Origin of the sequence: Enterococcus sp. LJL51 (assembly GCF_049894025.1) — a bacterium.
Classification (GTDB): domain Bacteria; phylum Bacillota; class Bacilli; order Lactobacillales; family Enterococcaceae; genus Enterococcus_L.
This window is the reverse complement of sequence record NZ_JBNEQE010000004.1, coordinates 1-15,231: the sequence shown is the minus strand read 5'-3', so window position 1 is coordinate 15,231 and position 15,231 is coordinate 1. Positions and strand designations below refer to the sequence as shown.

The 15,231-nt window shown below is 41.8% G+C and carries 11 protein-coding genes; all 11 read left to right on the top strand.

Features of this window, described 5'->3' with window-relative positions:
* The 11 genes from mfd (at position 1) to lysS (ending at position 14,620) form a co-directional block, all read left to right on the top strand.
* Positions 1-3,537 carry a transcription-repair coupling factor gene (gene mfd / locus ACPWSO_RS05400; RefSeq protein ID WP_426081824.1) on the top strand — a complete coding sequence of 1,179 codons (3,537 nt, stop codon included), beginning with the start codon at positions 1-3 and terminating at the stop codon, positions 3,535-3,537.
* A 16-nt stretch (positions 3,538-3,553) separates the two neighbouring features.
* Complete coding sequence (locus ACPWSO_RS05395; protein WP_426081823.1) at positions 3,554-5,143, top strand: putative polysaccharide biosynthesis protein; 1,590 nt, start codon at positions 3,554-3,556, stop codon at positions 5,141-5,143.
* A gap of 1 nt (position 5,144) precedes the next feature.
* Positions 5,145-5,420, top strand: coding sequence for an RNA-binding S4 domain-containing protein (locus ACPWSO_RS05390; RefSeq protein ID WP_426081822.1), 276 nt, complete (start codon positions 5,145-5,147; stop codon positions 5,418-5,420).
* 56 nt (positions 5,421-5,476) lie between these two features.
* Complete coding sequence (locus tag ACPWSO_RS05385) at positions 5,477-5,941, top strand: FtsB family cell division protein (RefSeq protein ID WP_426081821.1); 465 nt, start codon at positions 5,477-5,479, stop codon at positions 5,939-5,941.
* A 58-nt stretch (positions 5,942-5,999) separates the two neighbouring features.
* The gene (locus ACPWSO_RS05380; protein ID WP_426081820.1) at positions 6,000-6,479 is read left to right on the top strand and encodes a S1 domain-containing RNA-binding protein; all 480 of its coding nucleotides are present in this window, start codon (positions 6,000-6,002) and stop codon (positions 6,477-6,479) included.
* Positions 6,480-6,671: 192 nt separating this feature from the next.
* Entirely contained in the window at positions 6,672-8,060 is a 1,389-nt protein-coding gene (gene tilS, locus ACPWSO_RS05375) for a tRNA lysidine(34) synthetase TilS (RefSeq protein WP_426081819.1), read from the top strand.
* A 17-nt stretch (positions 8,061-8,077) separates the two neighbouring features.
* On the top strand, positions 8,078-8,623 hold the full coding sequence (gene hpt / locus ACPWSO_RS05370) for a hypoxanthine phosphoribosyltransferase (protein ID WP_426081817.1): 546 nt from the start codon (positions 8,078-8,080) through the stop codon (positions 8,621-8,623).
* Positions 8,624-8,722: 99 nt separating this feature from the next.
* Positions 8,723-10,858, top strand: coding sequence for an ATP-dependent zinc metalloprotease FtsH (ftsH, locus tag ACPWSO_RS05365; RefSeq protein WP_426081816.1), 2,136 nt, complete (start codon positions 8,723-8,725; stop codon positions 10,856-10,858).
* A 268-nt stretch (positions 10,859-11,126) separates the two neighbouring features.
* Positions 11,127-12,032: an Hsp33 family molecular chaperone HslO gene (hslO, locus tag ACPWSO_RS05360; RefSeq protein WP_426081815.1), complete on the top strand. Its 906-nt coding sequence runs from the start codon at positions 11,127-11,129 to the stop codon at positions 12,030-12,032.
* Between the two features lie 2 nt (positions 12,033-12,034).
* A complete protein-coding gene (gene dusB / locus ACPWSO_RS05355; RefSeq protein WP_426081814.1) occupies positions 12,035-13,030 on the top strand; it encodes a tRNA dihydrouridine synthase DusB in 996 nt (331 codons plus the stop codon).
* Positions 13,031-13,126: 96 nt separating this feature from the next.
* On the top strand, positions 13,127-14,620 hold the full coding sequence (gene lysS, locus ACPWSO_RS05350) for a lysine--tRNA ligase (protein WP_426081813.1): 1,494 nt from the start codon (positions 13,127-13,129) through the stop codon (positions 14,618-14,620).
* Positions 14,621-15,231: the final 611 nt, after the last annotated feature.

Here is a 15,231-nt window from a genome sequence, read left to right as displayed (position 1 = left end):
ATGAATATTATCAAGCGAATAAGCGGAAGCAGTCTTGTGAAGGAATGGTTTGAAAAGCTGGATGGCAATCAGCGGCAGCTGATTACCGGATTGGCTGGTTCAGCTAAAACGCTGCTGATGGTCAGTGGATATCAAGAGAAGAAAAAGAAAATGCTCGTTGCTGTTCCCAATTTATATTATGCGAATCAATTAGTAGAAGATTTAAGAAATTTCCTTGTAGATGAAGAGGTCCATTTATTCCCAGTTGATGAAGTGCTGTCTGCAGAGATGGCTTTTTCATCACCGGAAGCAAGAGCAGATCGAATCGAAAGCTTGAATTTTTTATCCTCTGATGAAATAGGAATAGTGGTAGTGCCGGTTGCTGGTCTAAGAAAATATTTACCCTCCAAGAAGACATGGAGAGAAGCTCAGCTTCATTGGGAGATAGGAACAGAAATAGAACTGGAAAAGCTGGCTCAGGAATTAGTGCTAATGGGCTACGAACGTCAGTCTCTAGTTGGAAAGCCAGGAGAATTTAGTATTCGGGGCAGTATTGTCGATGTATATCCGCTAAATACTCAGTATCCTGTCAGGGCTGAGCTTTTTGATGTAGAGATTGATTCTTTAAGATATTTTGAAGCAGATACGCAGCGCTCGGTAGAGACAATAGAATCAGTGGTTTTATCTCCTGTTACCGATACTATCTTTTCAGCAGAAGATTTGGAAGCTGGAATTGTCCGGCTGCAGGAAGCATTGGAAAAACGCTTATCTGTGACCAAAGAGCAAACGGACAAGACATTTATAGAAGAGTATTTTGGTCAAATAATTTCATCCTGGGAAGCTGGAATACCGACTGAGCAGGCGCGTTACTACGTAGATATGCTCTATCAGGAGCCAGTTACAATCCTTGACTACCTGCCGGAAGACAGCTTGCTGGTAGTTGATGACTATGCTCGGATTCTGGAAACAGAAAGAGAGATTAGTCGTGAAGAAGCAGAGTGGCACACACTGAAACTGGAAGAAAATCGGGTATTTGCAGAACAAACTTTTGGAATCAACGCCCATGATCAGCTGCGTAAGCAGCGGTTTGCAGCGACCTTTTTTTCGTTATTCCAAAAAGGAATGGGGAATCTCCGGTTTCAGGCGATTCACAACTTTCAATATCGGTCCATGCAACAGTTTTTCGGGCAAATGCCCTTGCTAAAAGCGGAGATGGACCGCTGGCAAAAGCAGGAGCAGACAGTGTTAGTATTTGTACCAACAAAGGAGCGGGCTCAGAAAGTAGAAAGTCTGTTTCGGGATTTTGATATTTCCAGTACTGCAGTTGGCGGAGATCAGCTGCTGGATGGACGTATTCAGCTGGTCTTGGGAGAGCTGCAGTCCGGCTTTGAACTGCCTTCGGAAAAGCTGGTAGTTATCACGGAAAAGGAAATCTTCCATACGGTTACTAAAAAGCGGGCTCGCCGTCAGACAATTTCTAATGCAGAACGCTTAAAGAGCTACAGTGATTTGAAAAAAGGCGACTACGTTGTTCATGTGAATCACGGAATCGGGAAATATATCGGTATGGAGACGTTGGAAGTCGATGGTGTTCATCAGGACTACATCACAATTTTATACCAAAATGATGACAAGCTGTTTATTCCTGTTACACAGCTGAATCTAATCCAGAAGTTTGTGGCAGCAGAATCTAAAACGCCGAAAATCAACAAGCTTGGCGGTAGTGAATGGACGAAAACGAAACGTAAGGTATCTGCTAAAATTGAAGATATTGCAGACGATTTAATTCAGCTGTATGCAGTGAGAGAATCAGAAAAAGGATTTGCTTTTCCACCGGATGACGGCTATCAAAAGGAATTTGAAGATGCTTTTCCATACTCTGAAACAGAAGATCAGCTGCGCAGTACTGCAGAAATCAAGCATGACATGGAAAAAAGTCGGCCGATGGACCGTCTGCTAGTAGGGGATGTGGGCTTTGGAAAAACCGAGGTAGCACTGCGGGCAGCGTTTAAAGCAATAGCAGCAGGAAAACAGGTTGCATTTCTAGTTCCGACAACTATTCTGGCACAGCAGCATTATGAGACAATTCAAGATCGTTTTGAAGGCTTTCCTGTAGAAGTGGGCCTGCTCAGCCGTTTTCGAACGAAAAAGCAGCAGAATGAAACGATAGAACAGGCGAGAAAAGGACAGGTAGATATTTTAGTAGGAACCCATCGGATTTTGTCCAAGGATGTTGCTTTTAGTGATTTAGGACTACTGATTATTGACGAAGAGCAGCGGTTTGGTGTTAAGCATAAGGAACGGCTGAAGCAGCTTCGTGCTCAGGTGGACGTATTGACATTGACGGCCACGCCTATTCCCCGAACACTCCATATGTCTATGCTGGGTGTCCGGGATTTATCTGTTATCGAAACACCGCCGGAAAACCGCTACCCGATTCAAACCTATGTAATGGAAAGCAATCCAGGTGCTATTCGAGAGGGGATAGAGCGGGAGCTGGCACGCGGCGGACAGGTATTTTATCTCTATAACAGGGTAGACACTATTGAAAAGAAGGTGGAGGAGCTGCAGGCATTAGTGCCGCAGGCCAGAATCGCGTATGCTCATGGGCAAATGACAGAAATTCAACTGGAGAACACCTTGTTTGATTTTATCGAGAGACAATATGATATTTTAGTTACTACGACGATTATAGAGACAGGTGTAGACATTCCTAATGCAAACACTCTTTTTGTAGAAAACGCGGATTATATGGGACTTTCTACCTTATACCAGCTGCGCGGACGGGTCGGACGAAGCAATCGGGTAGCCTATGCTTACTTCATGTACGAGCCTCAAAAGATTCTAAACGAAGTCAGTGAGAAGCGGTTGGAAGCAATTAAGGACTTTACTGAGCTGGGCTCAGGGTTTAAAATCGCTATGCGGGATTTATCAATTCGAGGAGCCGGGAATTTGCTTGGAGCACAACAGCATGGATTTATCGATTCAGTTGGGTTTGACATGTATTCACAAATGCTGGAAGAAGCCGTGGCCAGAAAGCAAGGAAAGAAAGTAGTGGATCAGAGAACATCTGTAGAAATTGATTTAGGAATTGATGCGTATCTTCCAAATGAGTATATCTCGGATGAACGTCAGAAAATTGAAATCTATAAACGGATTCGACAACTGGAAAATATGGAAATGTACGAAGAGCTGGAAGGGGATTTACTAGATCGCTTTGGCGAGTATCCAGATGAAGTAGCCTACCTGCTAACGACAGGACTAATTAAAATGGACGGCGACCGGGCACTGCTGGAAACGATTCGCAAACATCAGCAGGATATCACCTTTACCCTTAGTAAAGCGGGGACAAAAGCATATACAGTGGAACAAATTTTTGAAGCTCTGTCAGCAACCTCTCTGAAGGCGGATTTAGCTGTTGACAATGAAAAGATGAGTATTCGTTTGAAGCTTTACAAAGGAATGAAATCAGCGGCGTGGCTGCAGGAAGTATCAGCATTTGTTGCAGCGCTGCGTCAGGAAAAATATAAAAAGAGAAATATGCTGGAAGAGGATTGAGCAGGGAGGGAAACGAATGGCTCATAAAGAGATTCGTACGATGCTTCAAGGAGCGCTTATGCTTACAGTTGCGTCTTTTATTGCTAAGCTGCTAAGTGCGGTTTACCGAGTACCTTTCCAAAATCTAGTTGGAGATGAAGGCTTTTACGTCTATCAGCAGGTCTATCCAATCTATGGAATAGCGATGACGTTAGCTTTAACTGGACTGCCGCAGTTTATTTCCAAAGTGGTTGCAGAGCAGGAGGACGTTAGTGAAAAACGCTCTGTACTTCAGCGGCTGTTCCCGTATGTCCTGGTCCTTAGCCTCTTGGCATTTGCCTTCTTTTTCTTCGGCAGTGATTGGCTGGCGGGACTAATGGGTGACAAGCAGCTGGGTTCACTTATCCGAGTGGTGTCGGTAACCTTTGTGTTGGTTCCAGTGCTTTCTTTTTATCGGGGAAACTTTCAGGGGCATCTGCTTATGACGCCCAGTGCTGTTTCTCAGGTGCTGGAACAGCTGATTCGCGTCGGTGTCATTTTAGCTGCAGCGGCCTGCTACAAAATGCTGGCATGGGATATTTATAAAACAGGAACAGCCGCAATGGGTGGTGCAATTTTAGGTGGTGCTGCAGCGGCAGCTATTCTATGGTATTACGACCGGAAAATTCAGCCGGGCAGCTCAGACTATTTCTATCGCTGGCGGCTTGATTCAAAAGGAAAAAAACTACTTGAGCGTCTATTTATTGAAGGTGGTCTAGTTTCCATTTATAGTGCGCTGTTAATCATTTTTCAACTGGCAGATTCCTTTTTTGTAAAGAATGCATTAGTGCTGTCTGGGCTGTCTAATCATGCGGCCAAGGTTGATAAAGGCGTTTATGATCGTGGGCAGCCTCTCGTACAACTTGGTCTTGTCGTGGCACTGGCTTTAAGCTCAACTTTTTTACCAGCGCTAACTAAATATTTTGTTGCTAAAAAGGAGCAGCAGTTTGTCGAGGCAGCGAAGATGTTTTTGCGTCTGACGACAACGGTTGCTGCGGCTGCAGCCATAGGGCTGGTATTACTGCTGCCGTATATCAATTTTGCCCTATTTAAAGACTATCAAGGAAATGGTGTATTAGGCATTTACATTTTTTCATTAGTTTTTATGGCGGTTATTCAAGCATATCAAAGCATTATGCAAAGTCGGAATAGCTTCAAATCCTCGTTTCTGGCGGCTGGATTGGGAATTTTGATTAAATTTCTGACGACTGCCAGTCTGACAGAAAGGCTGGGAACGGCGGGAGCTAGTCTTTCTACAATTCTTTCTTTAGCTGGAACATTGTTCTGTTTGTTTCTTTTAGCTGACAACAGCTTGAATCAATTTTGGACAGAACGAAACTTTTTGAAGAAATTATTGGCAAGCTTAGGTATAATGAGTATAGTTCTGATTAGTTATCAAGGACTGCTTAATTTGTTCTTTGGTGTAGCAGATCATCGGGGACAAGCGTTACTATATGCGCTAATTGGCGTTGGGCTGGGCGCGGCAGTATTTGTGTTTGCTGTCATTCAGCTGCGGCTGTTCACCGTTCGTGAATGGCTGATGCTGCCATTTGGCAAGAAAATTTTAAGAACGAAGAAGAGGGAGTAATATGCGTTTAGATAAATTTCTGAAAGTATCACGTATCATTAAAAGAAGGTCAGTTGCAAAAGAAGTTGCAGATAAAGGCCGAATCCAAATTAATGGGATTTTGGCAAAATCCTCCAGTAGTGTTAAGATAGGCGATCAGGTGAAAATTCGTTTTGGCAACAAAATTCTTGAGGTTGCAGTCAAAGAACTCCATGATTCAACGAAAAAAGAAGATGCTGATAAAATGTACACAATCGTTTCTGAAACAAGAGTTGATAATTCCAGCGATTTAGATTAGACAACCTTTGAAGATGTTGGTATAATAAAGCGGACATACGAAAGTGAGCGGAAAACATGAAGAAAAAGGATAAAAACGTCAATAAAATTGCTGCGCTGGACAATGATTATACCAAAGAACAGTTTGCTGAATTCCAAAAACAGCAGAAACAGCTGATTTTTAAACGTCGCCGACTTGCGGTTATTTTTCTATTAGCCGTCGTAGTGTTCTCGATTTCCGGTTTTGAGCTGCTTAAGGATTATCATGAGTTGAATGCTTTTAAAGAGCAAAAATCTGAAGTTGCAGCAGAGTCAGCAGAAATGGATAAAAAGCTGGGACGCCTGGATCAGGATGTTGCCTTACTGAAGGATCCAAATTATGTTGCTAAGCTAGCCAGAAACCGTTATCTTCTATCTAAAGAAGGTGAACAAATCTACCCTGGTCTGGAATTTAATTCAGCACTCAGCGGAGATAAAGACAAAGAGACAACGCAGTCTACTGCAGAAAGCAGTCAATCACAGCCTCAATCATCTGAAGAATAATCAGATGACGGCTGAATATATAATTATATAGGGTGAAAATAGGAGGAACACATTTTTTATGTCAATCGAAGTAGGAGCAAAGCTGCCGGGAAAAGTGTCAGGAATTACTAATTTTGGGGCCTTTATCGATTTAGGTGAAGGGAAGACTGGTTTAGTCCATATCAGTGAGGTATCAAACGGATTCGTTAAAGATATCAATGATATATTAACTGTTGGAGATGAAGTGACAGTAAAGGTTACTTCTGTAGGAGACGATGGCAAGATTGGCTTGTCTATTCGTAAAGCGCAGGAAAACGCTGAAGCACCTAAGAGTAATTTTCAACGTCGCAATCATCAGGAAAATCAGGACAGAGGGCATCATTCTGCACCTAAAAAACAATTTAACAAGCCGATGAATAATAATAATTTCAATAACAACAGCAAACAGGATTTTGACACGCTGATGAGCTCCTTTTTAAAGGATAGTGATGATCGTTTGTCTTCCTTGCGTAGAAACACTGAAGGAAAACGAGGCGGACGAGGCGGACGCCGCAATTAATCTGACAATGAGCAAAAAAAATTTGTGAAACAGCTGTTTTGAAGAAAAAACAGCAATCATTCGAAAAAAAGCAGTGTTTATATCCACTTGCCTGATTTCGATTATGTTGTTTGAGACAGAAGAGTCTGGAATTTTTCCCGGCTCTTTTGTTTTATGTTGGAAAATAGAGAACCAATTACAGGAGGAGGAAGGATGATGCTGGATGGATTTTATCAGGAAGGTCTGAAACAAGGCTTCTGGCATTCGGGCGAACGGATTCTGTTGGCTGTTTCAGGAGGCGTTGACTCAATGGTATTGCTGCATCTGATGCTGGCAGCAGCTGAAAAAAGCGGCTGTGTAATCGGTGTAGCTCATGTCAATCATCAGCTTCGACCAGAATCCTTTGACGAGGAAGAATGGCTGAGCCGGTTTTGCGAAGAAAAAAAGATTCCTTTCTATAGTAAAAGGTGGGGTATCAAAACGCCTGTTCAGGGAATGGAAGCTGAGGCGAGAGCATTCAGATATAATTTTTTTGAAGAGGTTATGAGAAGTGACAAGTATTCTATGCTAATGACGGCTCATCATGGAGATGATTTGGCCGAGACGATTATTATGAAATTAACACGGGGAAGCAGCTTACTGAATATGTCTGGTATTAAATCCAGCCGGTCTTTTGGTAAAGGGCGTTTAGTTCGACCTTTATTGATTTTTTCTAAAGATGAGCTGAAACTGATCGCAAAAGAACGGAGAATTGTGTATTTTGAAGATAGTACAAATTTTTCTGACTGGTATTTTAGAAATAGGATTCGCCATCAGGTAATACCCAAGTTAAAAGAAGAAAATGCCGGATTTCTTAAGCATACGGCTGATTTCAGCTGTCAGGTGCAGTATGCAGCTGAACTGATTGAGGAAGTTGTAAAAGGAGTTTACGCTCAGGGTGTCCAAGAAATTCAAGATGGCTGGCGGTTCGACCTGAAGATGCTCGAAAACAAAAGCCGCGCTTTTAAGTATTTCTTTTTTCAAAATCTGCTGCAGCAAACGTTAATTCCAGAAAAAGTTGAGATAAAGCATGAGCAGCTGGAGAGGTTAGTTGATTTAGTTTCAGGGCAGGCGCCGCAAAAACAACTGTCGTTTGAAAATGACTGGCTGTTTATTAAAGAGTATAGTCAAGGCTATCTACGGAAAAGAACACAGGTGAAAGCTGCAGAAGAGGTTTATTTTCTTGAAAAAGGACAAGGCATCTTCCTTTCTGAAACTGAATGGCTGGGATTTGAGACACCGGATGAGCTGTTGGAGTTTCCGAAAAAGGTCAAAGAATGGCAGACGAAGGAGCTGGCTGTCTCAAGTCAGCTAACGGGCCCGCTGACCATCCGCCGGAGAAAAAATGGCGACCGGATTGCATTGACCGAGAAGCTGACAAAACGTGTAAACCGTTTGTTTATCGATCGTAAGGTTCCCGATAGTCTCAGAGAAAAAGCATGGCTGATTTTTAACAATCATCAGGAGCTGATTTGGGTGCCTGGTTTTGCAAATTCCTATTTGAGTATTCCACAAGAAACTGATAAAATACACTACAGGCTCCTTTACATAACAAAGGAGTAAATTGAGAGGAGAGCATCATGCTAGAGAAGGATATTAAGAATATTTTGATTACAAAAGAACAAATCACTGAAAAAACAGCTGAGCTTGGGAAAAAGCTGACAGAGGACTACAAAGAAAAAACACCTTTAGTTGTAGGTATTCTGAAAGGCGCAGTACCATTCCTTGCTGATGTCGTTCGTGAAATGGATATTAATCTAGAAATGGATTTCATGGATGTTTCCAGCTATGGAAATGCAACTGTTTCATCCGGCGAAGTGAAAATTGTTAAGGATTTGGATACAAACGTTGAAGGTCGCCACATTTTAATCGTGGAAGATATCATTGACAGCGGACGTACGTTAGCGTATCTAGTTGATTTATTCAAATATAGAAAAGCGGCTTCTGTAAAAATTGTTACGTTCTTGGATAAACCTGAAGGACGCGTTGTTGATATCGACGCAGATTATGTCGGTTTTAACATTCCTAATGAGTTTGTTGTCGGTTACGGACTTGATTATGCTGAGGCATATCGGAACCTGCCATACGTTGGTGTTCTTAAACCGGAAATTTATGAATCAAATTAATATCTCTCTTTGAAACGGGTATGTTACAATATAAAGGTCAGAATTGATAAAACTAAGACATGTTAATAATTGTTAACAAATGATGCTAGGAGGACAGGCATGAATAAAAAAGGTGGCGGCATGAAAAACGGCCTATATTATGTATTAGTCATTTTAGCGATGATCATGGTTGGAAGCTTTATTTTTGGAAACAACGGCTCTCAATCCCCTGATATCGAATACTCCACTTTTAATCAGCAGTTAAACGACGGAGACATTAAAACAATGACAATTCAGCCGACAAATGGTGTGTTTAAAGTAGTCGGAGAATACAAAAAAGAACAGAAAGTTGAAAACGAAGGCGGTTTATCTTTGTGGGGCTCTTCTGGTGTGACAACCAAGAGATTCTCAACCATCGTATTGCCGACAGATACAACTTTAACGGAGATTCAAAATGCTGCGCAGCAAAAAGAAGTAAAACTGACTGTTAAGGAACAGTCAACAAGCGGAACATGGATTTCTCTAATCTTTAGCTTCCTGCCAATCATTTTATTGTTCTTTATGTTCTATATGATGATGGGACAACAAGGCGGCGGTGGAGGTGGCGGCGGCCGAGTAATGAACTTCGGTAAGTCAAAAGCCAAAGAAGCGGATAAAACAGCCAGCCGTGTACGCTTTACTGATGTAGCCGGTGCAGAAGAAGAAAAACAAGAGCTTGTAGAAGTTGTTGAATTTCTTAAAGATCCGCGCCGATTTGTTGAACTAGGTGCACGTATTCCGGCAGGCGTTCTGCTGGAAGGACCTCCCGGAACTGGTAAAACCTTGCTTGCTAAGGCTGTAGCTGGGGAAGCAGGTGTACCGTTCTACTCTATCTCTGGTTCTGAATTTGTAGAGATGTTTGTAGGGGTCGGTGCCAGCCGTGTACGTGATTTATTTGAAACTGCGAAGAAAAATGCACCTGCAATTATCTTCATTGATGAAATTGATGCTGTTGGTCGTCAGCGTGGAGCTGGTATGGGCGGCGGACACGATGAACGTGAACAAACGCTGAACCAGTTGCTAGTAGAAATGGATGGTTTTGACGGCAATGAAGGAGTTATCGTCATTGCAGCAACGAACCGTTCAGATGTACTGGATTCAGCACTGCTTCGTCCAGGTCGTTTTGACCGCCAGATTTTAGTTGGCCGTCCGGATGTTAAAGGACGTGAAGCTATTTTACGGGTACATGCTCGTAATAAGCCTTTGGCAGATGATGTAGATTTGAAAGTCGTTGCACAACAAACACCAGGCTTTGCCGGTGCAGATTTAGAAAACGTATTGAATGAAGCAGCCCTAGTTGCTGCACGTAGAAACAAGAAGAAGATTGATGCTTCCGATATCGATGAAGCAGAAGATCGTGTAATCGCCGGACCTGCTAAAAAGGACCGTGTTATCAGCAAGAGAGAACGGGAAATGGTGGCTTACCACGAAGCTGGACATACAATCGTTGGTTTAGTCCTAAGCCGTGCCCGTGTTGTGCATAAGGTAACGATTATCCCTCGCGGTCGTGCAGGCGGATACATGATTGCTCTTCCAAAAGAAGATCAATTCCTAATGACAAAAGAAGATATGTTTGAGCAGTTAGTTGGTTTGCTTGGCGGACGTACAGCAGAAGAAATCGTCTTTAATGTTCAGTCAACAGGCGCATCTAATGACTTTGAGCAAGCAACAGGCTTAGCTCGCAGCATGGTTACTGAATATGGAATGAGCGACAAGCTTGGCCCAGTTCAATACGAAGGGAACCATCAGGTCTTTGTTGGTCGTGATTACGGTCAGACAAAAGCTTACTCTGAACAAGTTGCCTTTGAAATTGATCAGGAAGTACGCAAGATCTTGTTTGAAGCCCACGAAAAAGCGCGCGAAATCATCGAGACGCATCGTGACAAACATAAACTAATTGCTGAAATGCTGCTTGAGTATGAAACTCTGGATGCTAAGGCAATTAAATCATTGTTTGAAACAGGGGAAATGCCTGCTGGAACACCTTCTGAGTTTCCAAGCGAAAAAGCTCAAACTTTTGAAGAAGCAAAACGTGCATTGGAAGAAAAAGATGCACAAAAACAAGCAGAAGAGAAGCTGGCAGTGAATGAAGATAAACAAGAACTGGATGCTGAATCGAAAGAAGTGAAAACTGCAGCCGATGAAGCAGAAAAGAAAGTTCAGCTTGATAAAAAAGATGAAAATCAATCTTCTGATGATACGGATGATAATCAGTAAACGATTAAATGAGATTATGCTGGAATGAAGGAAGACGGCTGCGGAGGTGCTCCTCTGCGGCTGTCTTTTTGTTGGCAAAGAGATTAGAAAAACTATTTTGACCTCGCTGCACAATCGAGTACTCGTGAAAAAACGTTTAAGCCTTCGTTTGTGCTCCAAACTAGCATTCAATAATTACAATGTTAGAATTCTTTAGTTGAAAAAAAGAATAAATCCTAGTATTATCTGTTAATGAATGAAAACGCACAAGAGATGAGGAAGTAAAACAATGGAAGATTATTTAGTTAAAGCCCTGTGTTATAAAGGTTCAATTAGAGCCTATGCACTTTGTGCAACAAACACAATTGCAGAGGCGCAGAAAAGACATGATTCATGGAGTGCTTCAACGGCAGCGCTTGGTAGAACAATGGTTGGTGCGCTTTTATTGGGTGCAACACTCAAAGGTGAAGATAAATTGACTGTTAAGGTTCAGGGAAATGGACCAGCAGGATCTATTATTGTAGATAGTAATGGCAGCGGCGATGTTAAGGGGTATATCAAGAATCCTCATATTAGTCTGCCTCTAAATAACAATGGCAAAATTGATGTGCGTGGAGCTGTCGGGACTGAAGGGATTTTTACTGTCATTAAGGATTTAGGCTTAAAGGAGACTTTTTCTGGACAAACACCGATTGTATCTGGAGAAATTGGTGAGGATTTTACATACTTTATGGCTGTGTCAGAGCAAATACCCTCAGCTATTGGATTAAGTGTGCTAGTAGATACCGATGAACAGGTGAAAGCAGCCGGCGGTTTTATGATTCAGGTAATGCCTGGAGCTGATGAGAAAACTATTGACCTTATTGAACAGCGTTTAACGGAGGTTCCGATGATTTCCCGCCTTCTTGAAGAAGGAGAAGCACCAGAGCAGATTCTTGAACGCTTACTAGGAGAAGGCGAGGTTGATATTCTCGAAAAAATGCCGGTCCAATTCAAATGTGATTGTTCAAAAGAGAAGTTTGGAACAGCAATTATTGCAGTAGGGCTTGAAGAAATCAATGCAATGATTGAAGAAGATCATGGAGCAGAAGCAGTTTGTCAATTTTGTGGAAATAAGTACCATTATAGTGAAGAGGATTTAATTGAGCTTAAAGAAGAAGCAATTAGGAATACACAGAACAATCAGGGGGAATAGCGATGTGGAAAATCGGAAATGTAGAAATTCCTAACCGAGTGGTCGTTGCACCAATGGCTGGTATCAGTAATGCTGCCTTTAGGGTTACTGTGAAGGAATTTGGTGCAGGACTAGTCGTTTGTGAGATGATTAGTGATAAAGGAATTCATTTTAGAAATAAAAAAACATTGGAAATGCTGTATATAGATGAAAGAGAGCATCCGTTAAGCCTACAAATATTCGGCGGAGATAAAGAGACGCTGGTGGAAGCGGCTCAGTTTGTCCAAGAGAATACGGAAGCTGACATTATTGATATTAATATGGGCTGTCCCGTGAATAAAGTGATTAAAGCCGAAGCAGGTGCCCGCTGGCTGCTGGATCCGGATAAGGTTTATGAAATGGTTCATGCCGTTTCTTCAGCTGTTGATTTACCGGTAACTGTTAAGATGAGAACCGGCTGGGATGAGCAGCATCTTTTTGCTGTAGATAATGCATTGGCAGCTGAAAAAGGCGGTGCTTCGGCTATTGCGATGCACGGCAGAACCCGTGTTCAGATGTACGAAGGAAAAGCAGATTGGGATGTTCTTAAGGAAGTTAAAAGTCAGTTGACGATTCCTTTTATGGGGAATGGGGATGTCCGTACGCCGGAAGATGCAAAAAAAATGCTTGAATACGTTGGTGCAGATGGGGTAATGATAGGCAGAGCTGCTTTAGGCAATCCGTGGATGATTCATCGGACGCAGCATTATTTGGAAACTGGTGAGCTGATTCCAGAACCAACGCCGTTTGATAAAGTAGAAACCGCCAAGGTTCATTTGCAAAGACTAGTTGATTTGAAAGGCGAGTTTGTAGCGGCCAGAGAATTTAGGCAGCATGCCTCCTATTACCTAAAAGGGATTCCGAGAGCAGCTAAAGTGAAAGTAGCCATTAATCAGGCGGATACACAAAAAGAAATCGTAGATCTGATGGATGCATTTATTGGAAAAATCGATAAAGAAAAAACTGAAGAAGTTGTCTAACCGATTAATTCAAGCCGAATATAAAATTCGGCTTGCTTTTTTTGGAATTGCTGTGGCATTATAAGTATATGTTTATTTAAGAATGGAGGAAACAAAGTGGCTGAAGAACAATCTCAAGTCGCAGATTTGAATGATCAAATGCTTGTGCGGCGCGAAAAAATGGAAAAACTACGTGAAGAAGGAATCGATCCATTCGGTAAACGTTTTGACCGTACCCATAATTCTGCTGAACTTCATGAAGCATTTGATGCCCAAACGAAAGAAGAACTAAACGAAAAAGAACTGTCAGCAAGCGTTGCTGGCCGTATGATGACAAAGCGTGGAAAGGGTAAGGCCGGGTTTGCCCATCTGCAGGATCGTGAAGGTCAGATTCAAATCTATGTAAGAAAAGACCAAGTAGGTGATGAGGCCTATGAACTATTCAAACATGCTGATTTAGGGGATTTCTTCGGCGTGACAGGTCAAATTATGAAAACAGATACTGGCGAGGTAACTGTTAAGGCGAAGACAATTGTCCTGTTGACTAAATCCTTACGTCCGCTTCCAGATAAATACCATGGTTTAACGAATATCGAACAAAGATACCGCCAACGCTATTTGGATCTGATTAGCAATAAAGAGAGCTTTGACCGCTTTATGCAGCGCAGTCAAATTATCAGTGAAATCCGCCGTTATTTAGACGGTCAGGGATTTGTAGAAGTTGAAACACCTGTCCTGCATAATGAAGCAGGCGGAGCAGCTGCCCGTCCGTTTATTACACATCATAATGCTCTAGATATAGATTTATACTTACGTATTGCTTTGGAGCTTCACTTAAAACGGCTGATTGTTGGGGGAATGGAAAAGGTCTATGAAATTGGACGTGTATTCCGTAATGAAGGAATCGATACAACTCATAATCCTGAATTTACAATGCTGGAAGCTTATACTGCTTATGCTGATTTTAAAGACATCATGAATTTAACTGAAGGTATTATTCGGAATGCCGCAGAAAAGGTTTTGAAGACTACAACAATTACCTATGATGGAAAAGAAGTAGACTTAGGCTCCGAGTTCCGTCGTGTTCACATGGTAGATGCTATCAAGGCGCAAACAGGTGTAGATTTCTGGCAGGAAATGACCGTGGAAGAGGCTCGTGCTTTTGCTAAAGAACACAAAGTAGAAATTAACGATAATATGACTGTCGGTCATATCTTAAATGAGTTCTTTGAAACATTTGTAGAAGAAACACTGCTGCAGCCTACATTTATTTACGGTCATCCAGTAGAAGTATCACCTCTTGCAAAGAAAAATCCTGAGGATGCTCGCTTTACTGACCGTTTCGAGCTGTTTATTGTTGGTAAAGAATTTGCCAACGCGTTTACAGAACTAAATGATCCGATTGATCAAAGAGAACGCTTTGAAGATCAGGAAAAAGAGCGTGAACAAGGGAATGACGAAGCTCATGGTGTGGATGAAGACTTCATTGAGGCTTTGGAGTATGGCCTGCCGCCAACCGGTGGACTGGGAATCGGTATTGACCGCTTGGTAATGCTGTTGACAGATGCTCAGTCAATTAGAGATGTACTTCTATTCCCGACGATGCGTTAAAAAATCAAAAATCTGCTAATTTCAGAAGTGATTAGCTGCAATGGAACTTAGGAATTGTGACGGTCAAAGTAGACTTTGTCACAGTTCCTTATTTTTATAACGAAACTGGGACAAGCCAAAATAGTAAAATATATAGATTGGTTATCTTAAATTAAAAAGAGCTGTTAAAGACTTTAGTAGGTGAAAAGCATTTTCCTTAGAATGTCGATTATAAATAGAAACAAAACTGAAAAATGAGATGAAAATGCGAACGATAAAGAAAGAAATATAACGAACAATCGGTAATGAAAAAAGTTGAAAAAAATGCAATATTTTGATTGACCTAAGCGTTGAAACTTGATATATTATTACATGTCGCAAGACGAGACAATGACTTTCAGACAGCTGGATAGAATAACATCCAGAGAGAAGAAAAAACTTGTTGAATCAGCAAAAAAGTTGTTGACAAATAACAAAGAAGCTGATAAACTGAAACAGTTGTTATGAAACACAACAACGGATTGCCGAGTTCCATCAACTTAAAACTTTTTCAAAAAAAGAGTTGACATCTTATCGGAGATTTGATAAGATATAAAAGTTGCTGCGAGGCAATGATGTAGACCTTTGAAAAC